The sequence below is a fragment of the Limnoraphis robusta BA-68 BA1 genome, from assembly GCF_034932365.1.
Classification (GTDB): Bacteria; Cyanobacteriota; Cyanobacteriia; order Cyanobacteriales; family Microcoleaceae; genus Capilliphycus; species Capilliphycus robustus.
The window spans coordinates 100,458-125,674 of the sequence record NZ_JAYGHR010000003.1 but is presented as its reverse complement, the minus strand read 5'-3'; the positions used below and the strand labels follow the sequence as shown (position 1 = coordinate 125,674).

19 protein-coding genes are annotated in these 25,217 nt (G+C 43.5%); 11 read left to right on the top strand and 8 right to left on the bottom strand.

Annotated features, from left to right (window positions below; translation table 11 throughout):
• Positions 1-286 precede the first annotated feature (286 nt).
• The 4 genes from VB836_RS02770 (at position 287) to VB836_RS02755 (ending at position 4,428) form a co-directional block, all read left to right on the top strand.
• Positions 287-1,495: an esterase-like activity of phytase family protein gene (locus VB836_RS02770; RefSeq protein ID WP_323217887.1), complete on the top strand. Its 1,209-nt coding sequence runs from the start codon at positions 287-289 to the stop codon at positions 1,493-1,495.
• A gap of 39 nt (positions 1,496-1,534) precedes the next feature.
• Complete coding sequence (locus VB836_RS02765; protein WP_323217886.1) at positions 1,535-2,125, top strand: chromophore lyase CpcT/CpeT; 591 nt, start codon at positions 1,535-1,537, stop codon at positions 2,123-2,125.
• 82 nt (positions 2,126-2,207) lie between these two features.
• The gene (locus tag VB836_RS02760; RefSeq protein ID WP_323217885.1) at positions 2,208-3,383 is read left to right on the top strand and encodes an NAD-dependent epimerase/dehydratase family protein; all 1,176 of its coding nucleotides are present in this window, start codon (positions 2,208-2,210) and stop codon (positions 3,381-3,383) included.
• Positions 3,384-3,882: 499 nt separating this feature from the next.
• Positions 3,883-4,428, top strand: coding sequence for an RNA-guided endonuclease TnpB family protein (locus VB836_RS02755; protein WP_323217884.1), 546 nt, complete (start codon positions 3,883-3,885; stop codon positions 4,426-4,428).
• Positions 4,429-4,537: 109 nt separating this feature from the next.
• On the opposite strand, the gene lptC is transcribed toward VB836_RS02755, so the two are convergent.
• The 3 genes from lptC to metG all read right to left on the bottom strand — a co-directional run bounded on the left by lptC (position 4,538) and on the right by metG (position 8,104).
• Positions 4,538-5,761, bottom strand: coding sequence for an LPS export ABC transporter periplasmic protein LptC (lptC, locus tag VB836_RS02750; protein ID WP_323217883.1), 1,224 nt, complete (start codon positions 5,759-5,761; stop codon positions 4,538-4,540).
• Between the two features lie 10 nt (positions 5,762-5,771).
• Positions 5,772-6,389, bottom strand: a complete 618-nt coding sequence (locus VB836_RS02745) for a LabA-like NYN domain-containing protein (RefSeq protein ID WP_046279004.1) — start codon at positions 6,387-6,389, stop codon at positions 5,772-5,774.
• Between the two features lie 110 nt (positions 6,390-6,499).
• Positions 6,500-8,104, bottom strand: coding sequence for a methionine--tRNA ligase (metG, locus tag VB836_RS02740; protein ID WP_323217882.1), 1,605 nt, complete (start codon positions 8,102-8,104; stop codon positions 6,500-6,502).
• A 535-nt stretch (positions 8,105-8,639) separates the two neighbouring features.
• On the opposite strand from metG, the gene VB836_RS02735 reads away from it, so the two are divergent.
• From VB836_RS02735 to VB836_RS02715, 5 genes are all read left to right on the top strand, one after another.
• Positions 8,640-9,365, top strand: a complete 726-nt coding sequence (locus VB836_RS02735; protein WP_323217881.1) for a lysophospholipid acyltransferase family protein — start codon at positions 8,640-8,642, stop codon at positions 9,363-9,365.
• 95 nt (positions 9,366-9,460) lie between these two features.
• The gene (locus VB836_RS02730; RefSeq protein WP_200906375.1) at positions 9,461-10,312 is read left to right on the top strand and encodes an alpha/beta fold hydrolase; all 852 of its coding nucleotides are present in this window, start codon (positions 9,461-9,463) and stop codon (positions 10,310-10,312) included.
• A 149-nt stretch (positions 10,313-10,461) separates the two neighbouring features.
• Positions 10,462-11,553: an RNA-guided endonuclease InsQ/TnpB family protein gene (locus tag VB836_RS02725; RefSeq protein WP_323217880.1), complete on the top strand. Its 1,092-nt coding sequence runs from the start codon at positions 10,462-10,464 to the stop codon at positions 11,551-11,553.
• Between the two features lie 148 nt (positions 11,554-11,701).
• Positions 11,702-12,637, top strand: coding sequence for a methyltransferase domain-containing protein (locus VB836_RS02720; RefSeq protein ID WP_323217879.1), 936 nt, complete (start codon positions 11,702-11,704; stop codon positions 12,635-12,637).
• A 149-nt stretch (positions 12,638-12,786) separates the two neighbouring features.
• Positions 12,787-14,982 (top strand): alkaline phosphatase D family protein, encoded by a 2,196-nt coding sequence (locus tag VB836_RS02715; protein ID WP_046279008.1) that lies wholly within the window; start codon positions 12,787-12,789, stop codon positions 14,980-14,982.
• Positions 14,983-15,186: 204 nt separating this feature from the next.
• Here the strand turns inward: VB836_RS02715 and VB836_RS02710 are convergent, their stop codons facing one another.
• A complete protein-coding gene (locus VB836_RS02710) occupies positions 15,187-15,873 on the bottom strand; it encodes a GGDEF domain-containing protein (RefSeq protein WP_160315438.1) in 687 nt (228 codons plus the stop codon).
• Between the two features lie 317 nt (positions 15,874-16,190).
• On the opposite strand from VB836_RS02710, the gene VB836_RS02705 reads away from it, so the two are divergent.
• Both VB836_RS02705 and VB836_RS02700 read left to right on the top strand, forming a co-directional pair.
• On the top strand, positions 16,191-17,246 hold the full coding sequence (locus VB836_RS02705; RefSeq protein WP_323217962.1) for a dipeptide epimerase: 1,056 nt from the start codon (positions 16,191-16,193) through the stop codon (positions 17,244-17,246).
• 199 nt (positions 17,247-17,445) lie between these two features.
• Positions 17,446-19,848 carry a putative PEP-binding protein gene (locus VB836_RS02700; protein WP_323217878.1) on the top strand — a complete coding sequence of 801 codons (2,403 nt, stop codon included), beginning with the start codon at positions 17,446-17,448 and terminating at the stop codon, positions 19,846-19,848.
• Positions 19,849-19,902: 54 nt separating this feature from the next.
• On the opposite strand, the gene VB836_RS02695 is transcribed toward VB836_RS02700, so the two are convergent.
• From VB836_RS02695 to VB836_RS02680, 4 genes are all read right to left on the bottom strand, one after another.
• Positions 19,903-20,406, bottom strand: coding sequence for a type III secretion system chaperone family protein (locus tag VB836_RS02695; protein WP_046279010.1), 504 nt, complete (start codon positions 20,404-20,406; stop codon positions 19,903-19,905).
• A gap of 51 nt (positions 20,407-20,457) precedes the next feature.
• Positions 20,458-21,063, bottom strand: a complete 606-nt coding sequence (locus VB836_RS02690) for a hypothetical protein (protein ID WP_046279011.1) — start codon at positions 21,061-21,063, stop codon at positions 20,458-20,460.
• A gap of 336 nt (positions 21,064-21,399) precedes the next feature.
• The gene (ppc, locus tag VB836_RS02685) at positions 21,400-24,510 is read right to left on the bottom strand and encodes a phosphoenolpyruvate carboxylase (protein WP_323217877.1); all 3,111 of its coding nucleotides are present in this window, start codon (positions 24,508-24,510) and stop codon (positions 21,400-21,402) included.
• Positions 24,511-24,748: 238 nt separating this feature from the next.
• Positions 24,749-24,979 (bottom strand): hypothetical protein, encoded by a 231-nt coding sequence (locus VB836_RS02680; RefSeq protein WP_323217876.1) that lies wholly within the window; start codon positions 24,977-24,979, stop codon positions 24,749-24,751.
• Between the last annotated feature and the right edge of the window lie 238 nt (positions 24,980-25,217).

Here is a 25,217-nt window from a genome sequence, read left to right as displayed (position 1 = left end):
AAAATTGTCTAAATTTAACAGTAAAAATCTGAAAAAATGGTTTATACTGTCAATAGGGTACAATTTAGGCATATTGTCACCTATTTTAAGATGACGGCGACGAAAGCGGATTTGTTCACAACAGATCACAGAAGCCAAACCGCCCAGACTGCAATAGATTCTGGCACAAACGAGAACTTAAGGCAAGGTTGAACTTCGACAAAAAATCCCCATCGGCGATCGCAGCCGGGAAGTTTATTTCAACAGTGTTCCCACGCCTAAGCGAAAGCATGGGATAATATCAGCGATGGTTGAGAAAAGCATCGTGAACAAACACAACAACATCAAACCCACTGCATCACAACACCAGGTGATTCAGCGTCAATGGCATCATCGTCTCTTTCAGTCTGTGGGATCGATGATTTTACTCTTAACGCTCCTAACCTCCTGCGCGTTACCTCAAGTTTCCGCAGAAGATCGAATATTTCTCGACTTCTCCCTAGACTTTTTAGGAGAATATTCACTCCCTAAACCTAGCGAATTTAATAATAATTCTATTAGTCATCTATCTGCCATTACCTACGAACTTCCCGGCTATAGCGATAGTACAACACCGGGAACACATTTCTATGCTTTGGCTGAAAATGCCCCAGAATTTTACACGCTAAAATTTGATTTATCCTCAGAAGATCAGATTACCTTAAATCAGGTAAATATCGAAAATGAAACAATTCTCAAAGATCAGTCGGGTTTACCTCTGCCCCCAACAACAACTCACCTCGAAAGCCTCACCTTTTCCCCCCGAAACTCAGTATTTATCGCCCTAGAAAATCTCGAAGACAATCAGACTTTACCCTTGATTGGAGAATTTGATCTCCAAACCGGAAAACTTCGCAATACCGTTCCCATTCCGCCGAGTTATATTCCTACAATTGAAGACGAAAAACAACAACAAGGAATTCAAGCCAACTTGGGGTTTAAATCGATGAGTATTGCACCGGATGGCTTTAGTCCGGGTGGAAAAGATCCGTTTCGGTTATTTGTGACCACCGCAGCACCCTTAGTTCAAGATACTGATATTAATACAGCAACAAAACTGCGAATCTTACATTATGTTATCGCCGATCGCGCATCTTTTCTCGTCTCCGAAAATCTTTATCCCTTAGAAACAGATGAAACCTCACCTCATCAGTTAGCAGATATTGTTGCACTCAATCAAGGCGGTTACTTTCTCAGTTTAGAGCGATCGCCCTCCTCGAGTCAAATTTATCAAGTGTTCACTGGAGATGCCACCGATACCTCTAGAATAGCCAGTTTACGCGGACAATTGGGAAAAGTTCAACCCATGCGGAAAAAACTGTTATTTGACTTCAAGCAACTCAACATTCCCCTCCATCCTCTCACCAGTATGACATTAGGACCACGTTTAACCGATGGTAGTCAGAGTTTACTGTTAATGAGTGAGAATGACAGTGAAACGACAGAATTTTTGTTATTCAGCCTCAAGCAAACTTGAATTTGCTATCCTAATCAAAAATTTACGAATTCCTGAAAAATGACTCATTCAACCGATATCGCCACCTTAGCCCGTTGGATGGCTTCTGATTTTAGCAACCAACCCCAGGCGTTTGAAAACCCGCCCTTTTTCGCGCATATTCGCGTCTGTATGCGTCCGTTACCGACAGAATTATTAGACGGAGTGAGTCTCTACCTCGAACAGGCCTATGATTATATCCTGAATCAACCCTATCGCGTGCGAATTCTCAAATTCATTCCTCGGGAAGATTATATCGAGATCGAAAACTACGCCATTGATAACCAAGACCAATTTTACGGTGCCTCCCGTCAACCAGAACGCCTCAAAGACCTCAAACGGGAACAAATCAAAAAACTCCCCTGTTGTAGCTTTATCACCCGTTGGACAGGTCACAGCTTCAAAGCAGAAGTCGAACCCGGAAAAGGGTGTATGGTAGAACGCAAAGGTCAACTCACCTATCTCGATAGTTGGTTTGAAGTCTATGAAAACCGCATGGTTAGCCATGACCGAGGACGAGACCCCGAAACCGATGAACATATTTGGGGATCAGTCGCCGGACCCTTTGAATTTGTGCGTTGGGCGAGTTTCGCGTCAGAAGTCAAAATTTAATCAACTTAAACAAAACAGTCCACAGGGTACCAATTCCTGATACATTAACCCAGTATCAGCAAACCGAGATGCAATTGAGTTTATGAAAGTTCTGGTAATTGGTGGTGATGGCTACTGCGGTTGGGCGACAGCCCTCCATTTATCCAACCGAGGCTATGAAGTTGGGATATTAGATAACTTAGTCCGGCGACACTGGGATCAACAGCTTTGTATTGATACCCTAACCCCAATCGCACCCATTCATCAACGCATTCAACGCTGGAAAGATTTAACGGGGAAGTCTATCGACCTGTATGTGGGCGATATCAACGACTATAGCTTCCTGCTCGATAGTTTACTCGAGTTTGAACCGGAAGCGATTGTTCACTTCGGAGAACAACGGTCAGCGCCCTTTTCCATGATAGACCGGGAACACGCGGTTCTCACCCAAGTTAACAACGTCGTGGGAACTTTGAATATTTTATACGCAATGCGCGAACATTTCCCCGACAGTCATCTGGTGAAACTGGGAACGATGGGTGAATACGGGACTCCGAATATTGATATCGAAGAAGGTTATATCACCATTGAACACAACGGGCGTAAGGATACTTTACCCTATCCCAAGCAACCCGGAAGTTTCTATCATTTGTCAAAGGTTCACGATAGCCATAATATCCATTTTGCGTGTAAAATCTGGGGTCTACGGGCGACGGATTTAAACCAAGGGGTGGTTTATGGGGTTCTCACCGATGAAACCGGGATGGATGAAATGTTGATTAATCGTCTCGACTATGATGGTGTATTTGGAACTGCTTTAAACCGTTTCTGTATTCAAGCCGCTATTGGTCATCCGCTTACCGTTTATGGCAAAGGCGGACAAACTAGGGCATTTCTTGATATTCGGGATACGGTTCGTTGTGTGGAATTAGCGATTGCGACTCCCGCAGAACCCGGTCAATTCCGTGTCTTTAACCAGTTTACCGAAATGTTTAGCGTTGGCGATTTAGCCATGATGGTGAAGAAAGCCGGAAATGCAGTGGGGTTAGATGTTGATATTCAAAATATGGAAAATCCCCGGGTTGAACTAGAAAATCATTATTTCAACGCCAAAAATACCAATTTGTTGGATTTGGGATTACAACCTCATTATCTGTCTGATTCCCTGTTAGATTCGTTGTTGAACTTTGCAATGAAATATAAGAATCGGGTTGACAAGAACGAAATTTTACCCAAAGTGTCTTGGCGAAATCCCGGTTCAGCTAAGATGGCAAAATAATCGGAAACGGATATTAAAACGCATTCCTAGAGTAGGTTGGGTTGAACATTGTGAAACCCAACTTTTTCAGTTATATAGCACTACGCATTATGGTTAGGACATTAGTAAAAGCGAAAAGTTGAGGCAGTGCGGTCTTGGGGTCTCCCCAAGTGGAGCAACTGCCGTGGCGGTGTCGGTTTCCGGAGTCCGTGTCGCCTGGGGTCTCCCCAGGCGTTTATACCGGACGTTCCCGCCAAACTTTTTAAGAAGCTGAAAGCCTGCTGTAGTCTACTTCTGACTCTCGTGGCAAAGGTGCTGCGTGGGGGAAACCCCCAAGACCCTCCGGGTTCGGCAGTCGCTCCACTTGGGGAAACCCCAAGACCGCGCTGCACTCACCGCACTTTGCGCTTCTGACTTCTGACTTCTGACTTGCGCGTAGCGCTATAGCAGTCGAAGCCTTTGATTAGGACACTGTTTTTCTGTCAAATCCTTTTATTATAAAGGTTTCAATTCTGTCTCGGTGTCTCCTGACTTCTGCTATAATAGTCAATTATTGGTTGAAGCTAAAATCTACGCCCAAATGAAGGACACCCGCAAAGACTTTCTCCACAAACTATCAACCCAAATAATCATCGAAAACCAAGTGATTGTTCTGGAAGATTTGAATGTGTCAGGAATGGTCAAAAATCGTAAACTTTCCAAAGCAATTAGTGATTTAGGGTGGAGACAATTTAGAACCCTTCTTGAAGGTAAAGCCGAAAAGTATGGCAGAGAATTTAGAGTAATTAGCCGTTGGGAGCCGACTACTCAAAGATGTTCGTGCTGCGGCTTTAAAGGTGGTAAATTAGACCTTTCTGTTCGGGAATGGACTTGCTTGAACTGTGGTGCAGTTCACGACAGAGACGGTAATGCCGCCTCAAATATTTTACTCGCCGGAGGACTTTCGGAGAGCCTAAACGGACGCGGAGGCAGGCGTGAGACTTCGGTTATTGAAGCAGCAGCCCGTGAAACGTCAACCCACCTAGAGAATGCTGTTCAATTATCAATATTTGATATTTTGAAATAGTCTTCTGCTGGGAATCCCCGTTGTTTACGACGGGGAGGATGTCAAAAGTTAACCTCATGGCTCTGCAAAAACCACGCAGTCATCGGGTTAGAAATTGCATCTAATACCACTAGGGAACAAACTCTGTCACCACCTGACCCCCACTAGAACCCCTGCTGACGACAATGGTATCATTGCTAAACTGACCGACCGCTTGATCCCCCATTAAAGTCAAAGGGGGATCGATCTGACGGTAGACAACATTTCCTTGAGCCTGAAACTGTTGTTGAGAGACAGACCAAGTTAATTGCTCTGTATTTAATTGAGATTGACGTTTTTGGCCGATCCCGACTACATTTCCCACCAGATCGAACTGTTCTTCTTTGAGATCGCCCCATCCCTGGTTCGCTGTGACCGTCACTTGTTCCTCTCGATGGATAATCGTAATGGCTTGGGGAGAGCCGATTTTTCCATCTTCATAATGCCATTTGATCTGATTACTAGCAATTTGCAGAGGCGGTTCTGAAAGCGCAACTTGAACATTTTTCTTCAGGTCAGCGAATTGAGTTTTCAGATCAATGATCGCTTCCCCGGCTACACCCCTATCCGTAACGGTTTCATCCTGATAACGATCGACTTCCACCCGCCGATCCGCAATCAGTTTTTCTTGATCCCATTCCCAAATCACATGATCCGTGCGTAATTGAACAACTGGATCTTTGACATTAACCGTCACCTGATTCCAAAACTCGATCCGTTTTTCTCGGTTAAACGCTTGTACTTCAGAAGCAAGGAAATTCAGATCTTTGTGTTCTCCGGTTACTCCATTGCGAACAACCAAAATTTCCTGATCGACGATCCACTCTAAAAAATTTCCGCGCAACACTAAGCCCTGATCCATATCGGTAGCAACAATGTTATCGCGTAAGACAATCCGTTTGTTATCTTGATAAACTTCTCCGACTTCAGCTTGCACTTTGTAGAGCAGTTTGCCATCGCGAAACAGTTCACCAACGGGCTTAGTCACCTTGGCAATGCGATTGTCTTTACTGTAGCTTGCTTGGTTGGACTGGACTCGCCACAATAATTCCCCCTTCTCGTTGGCCTGTTCGAGGGTAACATCATCCAGGGTCAAACTATTGTCAAATTCCTCTTCGGGTGCAGGTTGAGTCTCAGTGACCTCATTTTCAGGTAGCTCTGGGGGAGTACAGCCTGAAACTCCTGCTAAAATCGTGATCCCAAGCACAACCCCCAAAATTCCCCGAGAAAAAGGACTGCTAATACTCGGGAAAAGTTGAGGTTGAGCTTGATTTCTAACCGTGATCGATTTGAAAAATCCCCACCTGCTATTCATGCTCGTGATCTCACGATCCCTCCATTTGGCGATGATCCATTAAACTCATACTGGACAGTGGACGGTAGGGATAGCTGTTAGGGCTGCGAGGATTTTTCTGAATATCTTCCTTGATATTTTCGAGATCAATATAGCGATCGGCAACGTTAATTAAACTATCACTGGTCATTGATCGCAAACTCACGACTTCCACCCGTACTCCTCTATAGCTCACACAGTCAACGGCGTAGGCGAGATCTCCATCTCCACTAACCAAAACCGCCGTGTCGTAGGAACCGACTAAAGCCAGCATATCCACCGCAATTTCTACATCCAAATTCGCTTTTTTAGAGCCATCGGGAAGTTGAACTAAATCTTTGGCGATCACCCGGTAGCCATTGCGACGCATCCACAAGAGAAACCCTTGCTGTTTTTCATTGGTGCGATCAACACCCGTATAGAAAAATGAACGCAATAACCGTGATCCCCCAGTCAACCGACACAACAATTTAGTGTAGTCAATCTCCATGCCCAGTTGCAAAGCCGCATAGAATAGATTGGAACCATCAATAAAGATAGCAACCCGGCCTCGATTTTCGAGAACTTGTTCAGGCGTAAAAATTTCGCCGTTTTTCAGGGGATTAAACATGATTCTTATACCTCGTTTATTATCGAAGGATTGTTTATTGAATGAGTTGTGAAGTCGTCAGATTGAAGACAGATGTGTTATCTTAAGTAAAGCTTAACGATCGCGCCCGGCTATGACGAAACGGTTTCTGGCAGTTCCAAGCGTTGGAAAACCGGTTGAGGTTCGGCTAGCGCTTGTTCGGCAGGCAATACTCCCCATCTAGCATGAGTCCCAAAGGGGACTGCTGTCTCAACTGTGGTTTTGTCATTGAAGTCAATTGAGAACCCAAGCTGCTGATAAATCTCATTGCTGAGATTAGGCGTAATAGGAGAGAGTAGATAAGCTGCTAGTCTAACAGATTCCAGGACAGAATAAAGTACAGATCCAACTAAATCTAGCTTTCCTTGCTTATACAGCGTCCAAGGGGCTTGCTCATCAATGTATTTATTGCCCGCTTGCACGAGGTTTAAAGTCGCAATACAGACTTCGCTGAACGCTAAACTCTCATAACCTTGAGCGACGGTTTGGCCTAAATTGGCAGCGTAAGATTTGAGAAGATGATCATCTGGAATTGCAGCACCGCTAACGTTGGGAATGCGACCTTCAAAGTATTTGTGAGCCATCCTGAGTGTTCGATTGAGTAAATTCCCCAGGTCGTTGGCTAAATCAGCATTCAGCGTGTTGACAAACCGCGTGAGATTGAAATCACCGTCCTGTCCAAATTCTATCTCTTTGAGAAAATAATAGCGAACTGCATCCGCTCCAAACTGACTAACTAACTCAACAGGGTTAAGTGTGTTGCCCAAGCTTTTCCCCATCTTCTTACCATCTTTAGTGAGAAATCCGTGTCCAAAGATACGACCGGGCAGGGGTAAATCAGCAGACATTAACATCGCTGGCCAATAAACCGCATGAAAACGCAAGATATCTTTGCCAATCAAATGCAAATTAATCGGCCACCATTTAGATAAAGCATTCTCCAGTGTCGGTTCACTGTCGGGATCAAGTAAAGCGGTGATATAACCTAAAAGCGCATCAAACCAGACATAAATCGTTTGGTTGGGATCAACCGGAACAGGAAATCCCCAATCAACATTCAAACGGGAAATCGAAAAATCCTCTAAACCCTGACTAACAAAACTGACGACTTCATTCCGACGACTTTCGGGTTGGATAAAGTCAGGTCGCTCTTGGTAGAGGGCTTCGAGTTGCTTTTGGTACTTAGAAAGCCGGAAGAAATAATTCTGCTCATCGCGCCATTCAACTTGCTTATTCGTATGAATGGGGCAGTATTTTTGATCAATGAGTTCCCGTTCCTCTTTGAATTCTTCGCAGGCTACGCAATACCAACCCTGTTGTTGACTGAGATAGATATCCCCTTTGTCCCAAACCCGCCCGAAAAACTCCTTGACGATCTCAGCATGACGAGAAGCCGTAGTCCGGCTAAAGCGATCATATTGAATATCGAGTTTTTCCCACAGACTTTCAAAGCTAGAGACAATTTGATCACAATGGTCTTGAGGAGAACGATTAAGACTTTCGGCGGTGCGCTGAATCTTTTGACCATGCTCATCAGTTCCGGTGATCAGGAGTACAGATTTCCCTTGCAGCCGTTGAAATCGAGCCACTGCATCGGCGGCCATTGTGGTATAGGCACTCCCCACATGAGGCACATCGTTAACATAGTAGAGAGGGGTCGTTAGGGAAAATAAGTTTTTTGTCTCTTTTGGTTTCATTAGATATTCCCGCTGGATATCCCTTCTGGGGTCTTGATCCGCTAAGAAGGAGAGGAAAGCAGGGCGGGGTTTGCCACTTTCCGGCTGTCTAATGTTAAATGTACTAATTTCCATAGCGGAGTAGCCCAATACCCATTCCGCTAGTGAATTTTTGGCAATTGTTGAATTGGGTCAAAGTCGATTGACTCAAAACTAATTCTCATCATAGCTTAGGGATAAAACTGAATTGATTACCTTTTGACTCGGGTTAATTGCTCAACATCAGTAGAAACGTCCTATTTTTGCAAATGACAAGTGTTACTAACTGCAACCAAACTTTCTGATTATAATACTTTATTAATTTTTGTTCAGAGTTATCACTCTACTGAATAATCGTCTTTGAACAACAGGTTGAGGGAGTTAAAGCAGAAGGGACTTGGTAAAATGAGGGAAGGGATTCCCAGCCCGGGAAGGATATAATCGATCATAATGTAAAGTTATATTAAGATTACAATCCTTTGCTCAAGTTGAGACCTACTCAAAAAAATACTTAATTATGTCTTCAGATCAAACCGTGCAAACTTCGCGTTGGTTGCTCACGGCATTGGGAACGCGAATATTTATGCACAATGAAGACCGGATTCCTCGCCGGAGTGCGGTATTGGTCGTGAGCAATCATCGTAGTTTTCTCGATCCAGTGGTGTTAACCGCCGCTCTAGGTCGTCCCATTCGTTTTGCTTGTCATCACTATATGGGTGAAGTGCCAATCTTGCGGGATGTTGTCACAACATTAGGGGCTTTTCCCCTACAAGAACCCACCCAGCGCTCCCAACATTTTTTGCATCAAGCCAGTCAACTGTTGCAAAATCAAGAAATGGTGGGTGTATTTCCCGAAGGCGCCCAACCGATGGTCAAAGCCACATCTGCCAATCATGTCGGTTCTTTTCAAAGGGGATTTGCTCACCTCGCTTGGCGAGTTCCCGTTGATGATCTGGCAATTTTACCCGTGGCGATCGCCGCCTTTGATGAGCAAGTGATTCGCTCCGGTATCCCGTTACGCCTGTTAAGTTGGTTTGACCCTTCTGAACCCCTCTTTGATCAATCCGGTTGGCATCCAATGGTGATTTACAAAAGAGCTAATATTTTAATCGGTCGTCCCTACTGGATCAAACCCCAACAGCAGCAGCAATATCGAGGCAAACAAGCCCGAGAACTTGTTGCCAATTTAACAGCATATTGCCAAGATGAAATTGCAAACTTATTACATCAGGGCTGTGTTTAACCACTTAGGCGTGGAAAATTAACCCGCTTAAGTAATCGGTTCGCTCAATTGAGAAAGCCGATTTCAGCCGTCAACCTCGCTCTTGACAAAATCCAATGATCCCCAGTGAGTTCGTCGAACAAAACCAAAGTATCAAGACCATCTGCTTTCTCAAACCCACACCAGCCAAACCCCATTTACCGTTATTTATCTTTTTACCGGGAATGGACGGTACGGGTCTACTGCTGCACAAACAGATCCCCCAGTTAGCCAATGTTTTTGATATTCGCTGTCTGAATATTCCCCTAGATGACCGCTCAAACTGGAATACTCTCACAGCCCGAACGATCGCACTGATCAAGGCTGAACTCAACCGAAATCCCCAACGAGCCGTTTATATTTGTGGAGAATCTTTTGGGGGGTGCTTGGCTTTGAATATCGCCCTGAAAGCCCCGCATCTAATGGAGCGACTGATTTTAGTGAATCCCGCTTCATCTTTTAAGCAGCAACCTTGGCTTCAGTGGGGATCATTTTTAACTCAATCTATGCCGGGATGGTTTTATCCGGCTTCTGTGCTGGGTCTATTGCCTTTTTTGGCGTCTTTAGGGCGGATTTCACCCTCCGATCGCCAAGCCCTGATTACAACGATGAAATCTGTTCCCCAACAAACATCAGCCTGGCGGCTTGAATTACTGCAATCTTTTACACTCGATACGCACCGACTCCGCCAACTCAAAAAACCTGTGCTGGTGATTGCAGGTGCGTCAGATTTATTACTTCCTTCGGTGACAGAAGCCAAATTATTAGCGAAACATCTGCCTCATACTCGCTTGGTGGTTTTACCCAGCAGTGGCCACGCTTGTCTACTGGAAAATGACATTGATTTGCTTGAGATTTTGCAACAACAAAACTTTCTCAAGGGACTCCAGAGAGAGTATAGCGATTCTATTGCGGCGATCGCAAGTTAACAGGACTAAGGTGAGTCAAACCCCATTAATATCGCGGGAGTTAGGGAAAGTTCTCTCATTAGACCCAGCCTACTATGTGCTAGAGCAGTAACTTAGTAGACGATTTATGGTACAACACGGTACTATCTGTAAGATCAGATAATAGATCTATGCAACGAGCCTATCATACCAAGTTAAAACTGAACAACAAACAGAAGACTTTAATGGCGACCCACGCCGGATATTCTAGGTGGGTTTGGAATTGGGCTTTAAATCTCTGGAATGAAGCTTACAAACAGGGTTTAAAACCTTCAACGAATAAGCTAAAAAAGTTCTACACCAATCACATTAAGCCAAACTATCCCTGGCAGTCAACGCTAAGTTCTAGAGTTTATCAATTTGCTTTCATGCACTTAGGGGAAGCTTTCAGTCGCTTTTTTCAAGGCGTTGCCAAACATCCTAAGTTCAAGAAAAAAGGCAGAAATGATAGCTTTACTATTGACAATTGTGGCAAAGTAATGAGGTTTTCAGGGAGGAGATTAAAGCTTCCTTTTATTGGATGGGTTAACACTTACGAACCCCTTCCAGAAATTCAGACTAAACGAGTCACAATTAGTCGAGTCGCTGATTCTTGGTATTTGTCTGTAGCCTACGAATTTGAGCCAGAACAGACTGTTAAATCAAGAGTTTATCTGGGTGTTGATGTTGGGGTTAAGGTCTTAGCGACCTGTTCAGATGGTACTGTTTTTGCCAATCCCAGAGCCTACAAAAAAGCTCAAAAAAATCTGGCAAAACTTCAGCGCGACCTCTCGAGAAAACAGAAGGGTTCTAACAACAGGAATAAAGCTAGACTGAAACTGGCAAAAGCACATCAAAGAGTGGCTAACATCCGAAAAGATGGAATTCATAAACTTACCTCATGGCTATGCAAAAATCACGCAGTCATCGGGTTAGAAGACTTGAATGTTTCTGGGATGTTGAAAAATCACAAGTTAGCGGGTGCTATTGCTGATTCTGCTCTTTATGAAATTCGCCGCCAAGTTGAGTATAAATCTTCGTGGTACGGCTCAGTTGTAGTTTTTGCTGATAGATTTTACCCGTCAACTAAAACCTGTTCAAACTGCGGTCACGTTCAAGAAATAGCACTGAAAGAACGAGTTTTCAATTGTAAGAATTGCGGTGTAAGCATTGACCGTGATTTGAATGCTAGCCTAAATTTATTACATTATGCCGAGGGCTTCTCGGCTGATTTGCCTGTCTGACCGGGTGCTGCCGACAGTCCGGGGTGATGCAGGAACGAAACATTAATACGGTTTATACCGTGTTATATCAGTTTTCGATAGCAGTTGCCAGGTTGACCGTTTGGATGACAAACTATAGGGTTGAGTTTAAAAGACGTGAAAAACAAGCATGACTGTCAGCACAACTTCTCAACCCGGACTCGCATCCCGTTTAGTTAATGGATTTCTCGCGGTTAAACCTTTATTTAATTTTGCCAAACATCAAGCCCGTCAGATGATGATCAACCGGGCGGAAAAACTGGGTGTCCCCTGGCGTCAACAAGCCCAAACCCTACTTTTACGCAATTGGGATACAGAATTTTCTCAAGTCCACAATCCCCAATTAAACTATCCTGAATATTACCTTCGTCCGTTTCATGCTTACGATGAAGGAAATTTGAGTTGGCAAGCCGCAGTAGAAGTCGAAGTCGCCGCCTATGCGGTTCATGCCAAAATCTGGCCCGAAGCGGGCGTTGACGGGGATCACCGTCTGCGTCAGAGTTACAACGACGTTTTACGGGCTTCGTTACCGACAAATTTACAGGATATTGTAGACTTGGGATGCAGTGTGGGAATGAGTACCTTTTCCCTGCAACAGCTTTATCCCCAAGCAAATATTACCGGAGTTGATTTGTCGCCCTATTTTTTAGCTGTTGCTCAATATAATAGTCCAAAATGGCAGCAACAAGGATATCCTCAACCCACTTGGGTTCATGCGCCCGCAGAAGCCACTAATTTACCGGAAAAGAGTTTTGATTTAGTATCATTGTGTTTAGTTTGTCACGAATTGCCGCAAGTTGCGACTCAACACATTTTTCAAGAAGCTAAACGATTATTGCGTCCGGGGGGTTATATTGCAGTTATGGATATGAACCCTAAATCTGAAGTCATTTCTCGAATGCCTCCTTATGTTTTTACGTTACTCAAAAGCACTGAACCCTATTTAGATGAATATTTTAGTTTAAATTTAGAACAAACGTTAACAGATGCGGGTTTTCAACTTGTCACTTTAAATTATAATAGCCCTCGTCATCGCACAGCGATCGCTTTAAACAGTTTACAGTAACCAGCTTTTACAGTTTACAGTTTACAGTAACCAGTGACCAGTTTTTACAGTTTACAGTTATTAGTTATTAGTTACCAGTTTTTACAGTTATCACTGTTCACTGGTAACTGTCTAGATGATCCCCGTCTAAAATTCCCTATTTTTCCACTATGTTAAATGCAGAAGATCTGTTTAATGAAGCCTTTTATTTGGCAAATAATCCCGATGTCAAAGCGGCGGTGGAAGCGGGGATCATTGAAAGTGGATTTGATCATTTTATTGAGTCAGGTCAGTTTCAAGTCCGCCAACCGAGTCCATTATATAATGAATTGGATTATTTAGCGGCTAACCCAACCATTCGGGATGCGGTAACGCAAGGGATTATTAATAATGGCTTTCAACATTTTATCGAATTTGGTCAATTTGAAAGACGCAACCCCAGTATATTATTTGATACGCAGTTTTATTTAACGCAAAATCCCGATGTGAGTACAGCCGTAAACGAGGGTGTTTTAACAGCGATTGAACACTTTGTTAAATTTGGTCAATTTGAAGATCGCCCTCCCAGTCTTTTATATAATTCCAATTATTATTTATCTCAAAACCCGGATGTAGCCGTTGCAGTTGTACGAGATGAACTGACAGGAATTCAACATTATCTCGATATTGGTGCGACTCAAAATAGAGATTTTAGTGCATTTTTATCGCCGGATAATTCACCGTTTCCCAACCAAGTTGCGGTGGGAGATGTTACACAAAATTCGGCAATTCTATTAACTCGTAGCACAGTTCCGGGAGAGATTGAGTTTGATGTTGCAACCGATCCCAACTTTAATCAAATTATAACATCACAAACCCAACCGATTAATAATGTTGTGACTCCAGTTAAAATTGAAGTGGGGAATTTAGCACCGGGAACTCAATATTTTTATCGCGTTACCAATGCTTTAGGAACTAGCGAAGTGGGAAGTTTTAGAACCGTTCCGCCTCTAGAAGTTCAACGGGGATTAAGGTTTGGCGTGAGTGGAACCGTGCAAGGTGAATTAGCCCCTTATCCGTCTTTAATTAACGTTCCTGAACGCAATTTAGACTTTTTTATCCAACTGGGTGATACGATTTCTGCGGATACCGTATCGCCGGATTTGCCGAGAGTTTCTCAAGCGATTACTGAAGTTGATTTTAACACAAAATATAATGAAACAGTGTCTCAACGGGCTGGAATTAATCCGTTAGCAAATTTAGGATCATCAACGCCGATTTATGCAGTTTGGGATGATCAGAATTTAATTAATAATTTTGCGGGAGGAGTCGCGCCAACGAGTCGTTTATTAACTCAGGCTATTTTTGGAACAGAAGGAGAATTTGTCAATGATACGCCTTTGTTTGAAACGGCGTTAAATTCGTTTATTGAGTCTCAACCCTTACGGAATTTATTCTATGGAGAAACCGGAGATTCTCGCACCGCAAATCAACAAAAACTTTATCGTGCAATTCCTTATGGAAAAGATGCGGCGGCGTTTATTTTAGATGTTCGTTCGTTTAGAGATGAATCATTATTTCCGCTTCCTGATGTTCCCACAGAGGGACAAATTAATCAATTTATCGAGCAAACATTTACCCCAGATAGAACGTTATTGGGAGAAGCACAATTAGAAGAGTTGAAAAATGATTTGTTAGGTTCAGAGGCGGCGGGAATTACTTGGAAATTTGTTTTTTCTCCAGTTCCGATGCAGAATTTAGGCTTTTTTGAAGCGGAGGATCGGTGGGAAGGTTACGCAGATGAACGCAATGAGTTATTAAGGTTTATTGATGAAAATAATATTAATAATGTGGTGTTTGTTTCAGGACAAGCCAATGGTACAATTGTGAATAATCTAACTTATCAAACAGGTTTTGAACAGCCGCAAATTTCCACCAATGCCTTTGAAATTACCGTCGAACCGACTGCGGTACAGTTAGAGTTAGACAATGAACAGATAGCGGCGCCGTTTGGGGTGGCTACAGTAGCGTTAACACCGGATGATTTATTATCTCCTGAACTTAAAGATATTTATTCTGGTTTAGATCTTCGTTTTCAAAAAGATGAGTTTATTCAAGAGGTTTTAGATAATAGAATTGTTTCTTTTGGTTATGATCCGATTGGCTTAGAAGAGTCAGAAATTGATGCTGAATTAATTCAGGGAGGCTATGTAGCGGCTCATACATTTGGCTGGACTGAATTTGTCATTGATCCGCAAACTCAACAGTTACAAGTCACCGTTTATGGAATTGAACCCTATACTGAAGAGGAGGTTGAAACCATTCCGGCTGCAATTATTAATCGTCGCCCTGAAGTCGTCAGTCAATTTAGAGTTAATCCAATTTAAAATGAGTAAAATAGCAATTTTAATTAAAATTAAAACATTAATTGTGCGACTTTTAAATGAATTTAAAACTAATATATTTTACCGATATCTTATTGTAGTTTGCGTGAGGAAGAGGTAGATGTTCTCTCAAAGTCTCGCCTTAAAATTACATTGAGGATGATCACTTGAGGGGATCAATCTAATATAACACTCACGATTTCAACTTCAGGCTTGTTCACAGCAGGAACAAAAAGTAGTCGTTTCACAACTCTGTAAATGGGAACTATACCCCACGCGGTTACGTCCTTTTGATTTGGCTTTATACAAAGCACGATCCGCATCCATTAAAAGTTCTAAAGCCGAGAATTCATCATTGGGTTTCCGGCTGGCTACACCCAAACTCAGGGTTACAAATGAGCTAATTTTTGACTGTGCGTGAGGAATTTGGAGAGCCGCCACTTGCTGACGAATATGTTCTGCAATCTGCATGGCTTGTTGAGTATTTAACTGAGGAAGAATCACTGCAAATTCTTCACCTCCATAACGAGCCACAAGAAAGCTATTGGGATCGAGAATTTCTTGAACAGCTTTTTGAGTCGCGTCAGCAATTTGTTTTAAAGTGATATCTCCGGCAATATGACCATAAGTATCATTGTAAGGTTTGAAAAAATCAACATCACAGAGAATCACCGATAAGGGTTGTTGGCTACATTGTTCCCATTGTTCATAGAGATAAGCATAAAATTTACGACGGTTAGCGAGTCTAGTAAGTTCATCTAAATTTGCCAACTGTCTCAACTCTTGATTTTCAGATTGCAGTTGTTGTAACATTTGATTTTGATGCTGAATCACTTGATGTAAGCTCAAAATGGTTAAATCTGTTTTAGAATTCCGGGTCAATCTTTTACGCATTGAGAACAAGATAGCTTTGAGGTTAAACATATCTGACATTTGCGATGCACTTGAACGACAAGACTTAGTATCAATGCAATTACAAAAATAAGAAGTGATGGTATTCTCGAAACCCTGTGAGAATTCAGAAGTATCCGCGTGAGGGGAAACCGTTTGAGTTGGTGACAACTTGGAAGTCATTGAGGTGATGAGCATCACATCGAATTGAGGAATTTTGGGGTTAGAGTAAGGTCAAGGGAAAAAACAGGTGGAAGTGACAGACCCCTGTAAAAATGCCTACCCCATACACCACAGTCGATCCAGCCACACCCACGAAGATGCAGCTTCAAGTTCAAACCTTCACTGTGAACAAACGCTTTCCCTTGACGATCAGCCGGGGAACCACAACCCACTCTACGAATATTTGGCTGAAAGTCTCTCACGATGGGATCGAAGGCTGGGGAGAAGCATCGCCCTTCTCAACGGGGAGTCAGCCCCAAACCTCAGAAACGTTGGTAGCGGCGTTAGAGGAGATGATCCCGAAATTGGAAGCGTTGACTCCCTTTGATCGACAACGGATCGAAGCAATTTTCAGGGACAGTCAACTTCCTTCATCGGCTAGGGCGGCGTTGGATATGGCGTTTCACGACTGGTTGGGGAAAAAGCTGGGATTACCTCTGTGGCGGTTGTGGGGACTCGATCGCGATCACATTGTCCCAATTTCGGTAACAATTGGGATTAATACCCCAGAAGGTGCAAAAGCCAGAGTCAGAGATTGGTTAAATTATCTCGATGTACGGGTATTAAAGGTAAAATTGGGCAGCCCGCAAGGGATCGAAGCCGATCAAGAAATGTTGATGGCGGTGAAAACAGAAGCCCCTGCCGATGCGGTGTTGTTTGTTGATGCGAATGGCGGTTGGAATTTACCCGATGCAGTCAAAATGTGTCACTGGTTAGCGTCGGTCGGAGTAAAATATGTTGAACAACCGTTAGGGGTAGATGTTGCTTTAAAAGAACTTCCTCAACTTTATGACCAATCTCCAATACCCATTTTTGTGGATGAAAGTTGTTTTAAGAGTCGGGATATTCCTCTACTCGCTCCTTATATTCATGGTATTAATATTAAACTGATGAAATCTGGCGGTTTAACAGAAGCTTGGCGAATGATCCATACTGCGAAAGCGTTTGGGTTACAGGTGATGTTTGGCTGTTATTCTGATAGTTGTTTGGCAAATACAGCCGCTTCTCATCTGGCACCGCTAGCTGATTATCTAGATTTAGACTCTCACTTGAATTTAATTGATGATCCCTTTATCGGTGCAACGGTGAAACAAGGCTGTTTAATTCCGAATGATTTACCAGGGTTAGGGGTTAGAAAATCCGTGAACAGTTAGGATAATTGATCAATCATCCCTACCCGTGAAAAGATTACAGCTTCAGGGAAACCCGATCTATAGATCTTGTGTACAACGCCTCTCGTTCTACTGAGATATACAGTTGTTTTTATTGATGTGTTTATAGATCCCCAACCCCTTCATATCACAGCTTTTGCTAAAATAGCAACAGTTTTGTAATAAAATTATATATAATAAGATGTCTTTCAGTCTATCAACTGATGGCGTGGAAAATCTCTACTGGCTTCACAAAATTCAAACCACAGACCGATCGGTTGTTGGGGATAGGGCTTTTTACTTGGGTCATTTAATCCAACGGGGTTATCCAGTCCTTCCTGGCTTTGTGGTGAGTGCGAAAATCTATGGTGAGTTTTTGGAAACGATAGACTGGCTAGAACCGCTCTTCGTTGATTTTCCGACTTCTTCATTACATATTGATGTCAACAATCCTCGACAATTGCAGGCGATCGCCCAACGGATTCGTCATCAAATCATCACATCAAAATTATCTTCTCAATTGAGATCGACATTGCAATCTGGCCTACAAACAATCAACGCTCAAGCGGTGATGTTTCATCCCGATTTAATATTGCCCTCAGTACCCACGAGTGGATTATTTGATCCAGTGATCAGTTGGACAACAATTGATGGGATTGAATTGGGGTTAAAACAAGCCTGGGCTGAATTATTTCGAGCAAGAAATTTACTATACTGGCAACGCAAGGGAGTCAAACTCGAACAACTCAAACCAACGGTTCTAGTACAATCAATCCCCCAGGCGATCGCTTCTGGTTCAATTCGCATCGATGCTGAATTTTGGGAAATTCGAGCCACTTGGGGTTTAGAATTGGCAATCTTATGGGGACAAACCCACCCCGATCATTATCAAATCAATCCGCAAACCCGAGAAGTCCAACAACAACGACTGGGTTACAAAACCATTACCTACCGTTTAAAATCATCCGAAACCCGAGAATTCAGCGATCTAGACAGTCAATGGACAGGGTTTGCTCAATCCTCCCTATCCCCCTTAAAAAGCCCTGTAGAGGCCAAATTGTTGAGTCCTGAAGAACATCAGGAACCCGTCCTCAAACCCGCTCAACTGCAATCCTTAATCGAGTTAATCGAACCGATCGCAACAGATCTCGGAACATCTGGGTTGATCGAGTGGACACTCTGTGAGTCCTGCGAATTTTACATCTCTCAAGTCTGCATTCTCGATAGTTGTTTAATCGCCCAAGATCAGCCCGTTGTTGACGCGGAGCCATCTTTTGCTGATCTCAAAGGAATAGCCGCTTCCGCAGGACAAAGGCTGGGGAAAGCCTATATTCCGACAGCTTCTGGAGTTCAAACCCATCTATTTCCAACGGGATCAATTTTAGTCGTTCCCACGATCACACCCGAGTTGCTTCCTCTGCTGAAACACGCTTGCGGTTTAGTCACAGAACAGGGCGGAATGACTGGACATGGTGCAATTTTAGCGCGAGAACTGGGAATTCCGGCTGTGATTGGTGTACCCAGTGCCACTGAGCAGATTAAAATGGGAGAATCTCTGCTCGTTGATGGCGATCGCGGAGAAGTTCATCGGATTCAAGACCCGAATATGACGACAGATCAGAACTCATCTATCTGGAAGACAAAACCCCATTTTTCTCAAGATATTTTACGGGTTCCGATTGCGACGCAATTAATGGTGAATCTGAGTCAATCCAGTTCTTTAGAGCGACTAAAAGATTTACCGATTGATGGGATAGGCTTAGTCCGTTCGGAACTAATGGCGTTAGATGTGTTAGGCTCTGCGATCGCTTCTGTTGATTTTAGTCAATTCTTACAACCTCAGTATCAGTCCCAATTTATTGAGACAATGACTGAAGCACTCCAACGTTTAGCGGCGACGATCGCTCCCCATCCTCTATTTTACCGCGCTCTAGACTTGCGAGACTTTCATCAAGAAGTTAGACCTTTATGGGGAGCGGAGAATTCTGAACTCGCGCTTTTAACTCGTTTTTCTAACTGTGAACACCACAGTCCCAAACTCTATTCAACGTTATTTGAGTTAGAACTGGCTGTTTTATCTCAGCTCTACCAGTCGGGTTGTGATAATATTCGTCTGATTTTACCCTTTGTTCGTTCTGTTGAGGAGTTTTCGATTTACCGTCACTGTATTGAAAAAACCGGGTTAACCCATAATCCTCGGTTTCAAATTTGGATCATGGCGGAAGTTCCATCCGTAATCTTTTTACTGTCCGACTATATCAAAGCGGGAGTGCAAGGGATTTCCATTGGAACCAATGATTTATGTCAATTTATTCTCGGGATTGATCGCAATCAAACTCACCCGCCTGCTCATTTAAACGCTCTTCATCCGGCGATGCTGAAAGCGATTCAACAATTAATTTCAACGGCAATAACAGCTAAAATTCCCTGTTCAATTTGTGGGGATGCTCCGGTTTTATATCCTGAACTGATTGAACATTTAATCCGATGGGGTGTCACCTCTATTTCGGTGAATCTTGATGCAGTCGAAAAAACCTATTTGGCGATCGCTCGGGCGGAACATTTACTGATGTTAGAACATTCTCGTTTGAACACCAGAGAGTAGACAGAGAGGGGTTTTTACCTAACCCAACTCCCTGCTTGTCTGTCTTTTTATCTCTTAGTTTTCCACCCGAGAAATAACTTCTTCAGGCGATAAATTCCCAAAGATGACTGACATAATCCCCGGTAAATATTTATCCATGCTCGTCACATTCGAGTAGACTAAGTGCTTCACCAAGGTTGAGGAGAGGCGATCGCCTTCGACATCTAAACTGGTTTTATAGCGAATCTCTCCATCATAGAAATTCATTTCAAAGTTGCCGATGACAATCCCATAATTTATCATCGTCAGAAAGGTTGCTATGCTATAGCGTTTGTGGTCAGGGACTTTCACCGGAAAAACCGAATAGACACTCAGTTGTTTTTCTTCTTCACGGGCGATCATGTAGCAGTCAAATCTGCCATTTTTCCCTTCTATTCCTAATGCTAAAACCCGGCGATGTTCAATCTCTTTAAAGACCCAACCATCTTCATCAAAGAACTCGAGCAGGGTATCAAACAAAGGTTTGTCTGTCAACTCTTCCTTCGAGACTATTTCTGGATTTTGTTCTGAAGCAATCATAATTCTATCTATCTCCTAAAACCCTTCTTACTGTTGGTTTAAACAAGGAATTCAAATTTTTTTATTGTCCGGTGCTAGCATATCATCTTTCACCTTATTCGACTTCGGTTCAAGGTAGATCATATTACTCACTTCATAGTAAACTGGCCAATAAAAACCAACTTGACTGTAAGTGAGTCTATTTTTCTTTTCTGGAGATTCCTTGCTGTCAAATATTCGTTTGCGAGTTCCCGAAAAGATACGGTTATTTTTTTCAATGCTTTTTGCATCGGCTTTAATTTCTTTTTCGATCTCTTCGGCTTGAACCCCTTCCGTGATTAATTGAAAACAGCGTTCAATCACTCGACGAATAGTTTCACGTTCTCTCGACTCATACTGAAAAATAGGAGTTTCCACGTCTCCCTTCTCCAAAGTCAACCGATAGCAACCGTGAGGGTTCCCTTGAGGAAACCAACCCAGTTTCAAACGATCGCCCTGCGGATCAATTGTTGAACTTGTTCCCTCAAACCTGATCGGCTGAATTAAGAGTAAATTTTCATTGTAAAAGTGAGAATTGACAATCCAACCCTCTCGAATTAATGGATCTTCATCTCCGAAAGTATTATGAATGATCGCCCAGCCACTAGGTATATTGAGTGGAACCCGTTTTGAATACATGAATAATGATTGCTCAGTCTACTGAATTTCTAATGGTTATTAGCTTTTGTGCAGAAGACCAACGAAATGTCCCTGTACCGATATCGATACGCTTTCACTCCAGCTTGATCACTCTTATCAATAACACGTTTTTCCCGCTCTCGCAAGAAAATTAGGGAATAGGTTACAGGGGACAGTGATGTAGGGGCGGGTTCCGCAACAATCTATGTTTGTTGCAAACAATCCATCTAAACCCGCCCTCAACTCAACAGACCATCAGTTAAAATCCTGTCTCCAAATCAAAGTCCTAGCCCATAGGACTAAGTTTAAGTGACAACTGTTTACTGTTGACTGAAATCAGCCTGTATTTCGCATTCCGGCGGCAATTCCATTAATCGTAAGCAACGCACCGCGTAACAGTTCACCCTTGCTATAGCGGGAATGAATCACTCCCGGCGCACTGGCAACTCCATGCTGACGTAAACGCTTTAATAGAGCCACTTGTAGCAAACCCAAGGGAATAATTGTACCATTGCGTAACTGTACTGAACGTTGCAAGGTGGGATCGCCATCTAATAAGCGTTCATGTTCGGTAATTTGTAGAACCAGTTGACGGGTCAGGTGAAATTCCTGAGCAATTTGTTCGTACAATGCTTCAAACCGTTCAAGATTTTCTCGATCACTCAACTCTTTAACATAGTGGTGAGCCATTTGCATATCGACTTTAGCCAGGGTCATTTCCACCTTAGAGATCGTCGTGCGGAAAAACGGCCATTTGTAGTAGAAGTAACGCAACAGTTTGATATGTTCTTCCGGTGCTTTTTGGACAAATTCTTGTAACGCCGCACCCACACCGTACCAGGAGGGGAGTAGAAAACGGCTTTGAGTCCAGCTAAACACCCAAGGAATGGCTCTTAAACCCGAAATATCCTTTTTCTTGTCTCCCTGACGTCGAGACGGACGAGAACTAATTTGCAGTTGGCTAATTTCTTGAATGGGAGTGACTTGATCAAAAAACTCGACTAAATCAGGTTGTTCGTAGATCAAGGCGCGATAATGCGATCGCGATTTCACGGATAATTCTTCCATGATCTGATTCCAAGGTTCAATCTCATCAAACCCTGTATGCAGGAGGCTGGCTTGGATCACTGCGGTCGAGACGCTTTCAAGATTATAAAGCGCCAACTCAGCTAGAGAATATTTCGAGGCGAGGACTTCCCCTTGTTCAGTAATCTTAATCCGACCGCTAATACTCTTACCGGGTTGAGATAAAATCGCTTTGTAAGCAGGACCGCCTCCGCGTCCGACTGAACCGCCCCGACCGTGGAAGATGCGAAGATTAACGTTGTAGGACTCTGCGACTTTTTGTAGGGCTTTTTGGGCTTTGTGAATTTCCCAGTTACTACTTAAGAACCCGGAATCCTTGTTACTATCGGAGTAGCCCAACATAATCTCTTGGAGGGAGCGATCCGTATCTTTAGAGTTGTGCTGATAATGTTCGTAACCTCCAGCTAGCATGGCGCGATACAGGGGTAAATCGAACAAATCGTTCATCACAATCGGAGCGCATTTGAGATCTTCGACGGTTTCAAATAGCGGCACCACCAGGAGATTGGCAATTCCGGTAGCGGGGTCATAAAGTCCAGCTTCTTTCGCCAGGAGTAAAACTTCTAGTAGGTCACTGACTTCGTGACTCATACTGATAATATAAGTTTGACAGATCTCAGCGCCGAATTCCCGTTGGAGATCCCGCATCGTGCGGAAGGTTTGAATGGTTTCGCAGGTTTTCTCGGAAAAGGGAAGTTCAGAAGGAATCAGAGGACGACGAGTTTGAAGTTCGGTAGACAGCCACAGGGAGCGTTCAGCTTCGGAGAGTTCGTTGTAAGATTTGGGTAGGATTTGTAGATATTCTGCAATTTCACTCAGGGCGTTGGAGTGAACGGACGACTCCTGACGCATATCCAGACGAGCGAGGGAGAACCCGTAAATTTCCACTTGACAGAGGAGATTTTCCAGATCGCGACAATCGATGCCTGTTTCGTGTAAATTGCGCTGAATCAGGGTGAGTTCTTCCAGGAATTCCCCGCCTGACTGGTAAAAACTACCCGCATTTTTCTCAGGACTGAGAAGTTTTTCCCGCTCTAGGGTCACATCATCGCTATTGTAAAGCCGCCAGTTGCGATCGCGAGTATTTTCGAGTCGTTTTTGAACGTAGGCTAATTTCAGACGATAGGGTTCTTGGCGATAGCGGATGGCGAGTTGATCGTAGATTTCCGGGATTTGTGTGCGATCGCGATCGAGGGACTCGAGTAATTCCGGCAGGACATCACTCCAGTGTAGCGATAAACTTAACAGCCCGTTGAGGGCTTGAACTGCACAGATGTATTTTTCCAGGACTAAATGCCGTTGATAGCAAGCGGTTCGCCAGGTCACTTCTGGAGTCACAGAGGGGTTTCCATCGCGATCAGCTCCCACCCAAGAACCAAATTTGCAAAAATCGTATCTAGGAGGCTTTAGGTAGGGGAAGGAGGCGTTTAGGGCGTGTTTGATGCGTTGATAGAGTTGGGGAATGGCATCAAACAAAACTTCTTGGAAGTAATGTAGGGTGTAGTCTACTTCATCGAGAACTGTGGGTTTAAACTGATGGAGTTCGTCAGTACGCCACCACAGGCGTATTTCTTCCGTCAGTTGATCGTAGAGTTCATCTGTCCAGGAGGAGAGGGTTGAGGCTTGATCGATTAGATTTTCGCTGACTCCTCTGACATTGAGATCGACTTGATCCAGTTGTTGTAAAACTTTAGCAATGCGGCGTTGTTTCGTGCGGATGGTATGGCGTACAATTTCGGTGGGATGGGCGGTAAACACCAAGCGAACATCGAGGCGATCAATTAATCTTTGGATTTGTTGGGAGGGAACGTTTAAACATCGCAACATCGGGAACAGGTGATGAAAGGTTGCTAATTCCTGTCCGGCTTGATATTGGGTCGAGATATCGGAAAGATTGAGCGGATATTCTCGTTCGTCTGAGAACCGTTGATTGCGAGTTTCAAAGGTTGAATTTTTTTGATCTTTGGGGATCAGCAGTTGCTTTTCGGTCGATAGACCTTTAGTATAAGCTAGTTGTTGCTCACGTTGTTCGTAATGTTGTTCAACGATGTTAATGAGCTGGAAGTACAGGGCAAAAGCGCGAGACGCCCGAATCGATTCATTGATATCGAGCTGTTCAATTAGTTGGGAAACGTTTGACTCTTGAAAGTGAGATGCTTGTCCCTCTGGAGAGGTCATCGAGCGCATCTGCTTGAGTAAATCGACTAATTCTTGACCGCACTCTTGACGCAGGACTGACTCCCACAAATCTTCTACTATTTTGAGACGATTCCGCAATAATATATCGGAATCACTTAAAGTACCATTAGATGAAACAACTTTGTTAGAGACCTGATCTGAAGGGTGGAGCAGTGAACTCATAGGGCCTGTTCCTGTTTGGCAAGATTATCCTTTATTGTATGGCTTAACCTCCCGAAAATCATAGACTTTTAAGGTTTAATTTCTAAGTTTTGGATTAATCTTGTCAAGATTTAATGATTTTTTGAGGATTGAGAACCGCCTTTAGAGTTATCAGTCACCAGTGATTAGGGGACAGGGGACCTATCAAAAGGCGGGAATTGCAACCGAAAAAAACGGGTGACTGATTCCTGTAAACTGTCTACTGTTGACGGGTCTGATGGGGAAAATTGAGAACAGGAAGGCGATCGCCCTGAAAGACCGCTTCGCTACTGCGACTCATCTCTAAAATCGTATCGGATACAACTTTACTTCCAATCAGGAGCAGTATAAAGGGTGAAGTTGTCACACTCAAGAGCAAGTCGGACGGAAGTTTAAACCCATGAGTATTAGAACTCGAAGCTTCAGATGGTTTTTCCCAACGAGACTGCATAGCGATTTCCTCTGATCATTAACAAATTTCTTTGCTATTAATTTTAACAGTAGATTTTTCATCCCATCGGGCTGAGGGAGCCGACATCAGGGAATCAGTTGGGAACCCGCCTCCCTCGACAACCTCGCCCTCAATTATGTCAAAATGGACTCGGTAGAGTGTCGGTTGCTCAAGTGCGGTGCTGGGTGAACCCAATTGATGGAGTCTCTGCGGCAGGACGGCGGATCAATCAACTCAA

Excerpts from the sequence above, each read along its gene's own strand:
- VB836_RS02725 (WP_323217880.1), top strand. The coding sequence starts at position 10,462 with ATGCAACGAGCCTATCATACCAAGTTAAAACTGAACAACAAACAGAAG.
- VB836_RS02770 (WP_323217887.1), top strand. The coding sequence starts at position 287 with ATGGTTGAGAAAAGCATCGTGAACAAACACAACAACATCAAACCCACT.
- metG (WP_323217882.1), bottom strand. The coding sequence starts at position 8,104 with ATGAAACCAAAAGAGACAAAAAACTTATTTTCCCTAACGACCCCTCTC.
- VB836_RS02690 (WP_046279011.1), bottom strand. The coding sequence starts at position 21,063 with ATGTATTCAAAACGGGTTCCACTCAATATACCTAGTGGCTGGGCGATC.
- VB836_RS02680 (WP_323217876.1), bottom strand. The coding sequence starts at position 24,979 with ATGCAGTCTCGTTGGGAAAAACCATCTGAAGCTTCGAGTTCTAATACT.
- VB836_RS02730 (WP_200906375.1), top strand. The coding sequence starts at position 9,461 with ATGATCCCCAGTGAGTTCGTCGAACAAAACCAAAGTATCAAGACCATC.
- VB836_RS02765 (WP_323217886.1), top strand. The coding sequence starts at position 1,535 with ATGACTCATTCAACCGATATCGCCACCTTAGCCCGTTGGATGGCTTCT.
- VB836_RS02695 (WP_046279010.1), bottom strand. The coding sequence starts at position 20,406 with ATGATTGCTTCAGAACAAAATCCAGAAATAGTCTCGAAGGAAGAGTTG.
- VB836_RS02745 (WP_046279004.1), bottom strand. The coding sequence starts at position 6,389 with ATGTTTAATCCCCTGAAAAACGGCGAAATTTTTACGCCTGAACAAGTT.
- VB836_RS02710 (WP_160315438.1), bottom strand. The coding sequence starts at position 15,873 with ATGCGTAAAAGATTGACCCGGAATTCTAAAACAGATTTAACCATTTTG.
- VB836_RS02760 (WP_323217885.1), top strand. The coding sequence starts at position 2,208 with ATGAAAGTTCTGGTAATTGGTGGTGATGGCTACTGCGGTTGGGCGACA.
- lptC (WP_323217883.1), bottom strand. The coding sequence starts at position 5,761 with ATGAATAGCAGGTGGGGATTTTTCAAATCGATCACGGTTAGAAATCAA.
- VB836_RS02720 (WP_323217879.1), top strand. The coding sequence starts at position 11,702 with ATGACTGTCAGCACAACTTCTCAACCCGGACTCGCATCCCGTTTAGTT.
- ppc (WP_323217877.1), bottom strand. The coding sequence starts at position 24,510 with ATGAGTTCACTGCTCCACCCTTCAGATCAGGTCTCTAACAAAGTTGTT.
- VB836_RS02705 (WP_323217962.1), top strand. The coding sequence starts at position 16,191 with ATGCAGCTTCAAGTTCAAACCTTCACTGTGAACAAACGCTTTCCCTTG.
- VB836_RS02700 (WP_323217878.1), top strand. The coding sequence starts at position 17,446 with ATGTCTTTCAGTCTATCAACTGATGGCGTGGAAAATCTCTACTGGCTT.
- VB836_RS02735 (WP_323217881.1), top strand. The coding sequence starts at position 8,640 with ATGTCTTCAGATCAAACCGTGCAAACTTCGCGTTGGTTGCTCACGGCA.
- VB836_RS02715 (WP_046279008.1), top strand. The coding sequence starts at position 12,787 with ATGTTAAATGCAGAAGATCTGTTTAATGAAGCCTTTTATTTGGCAAAT.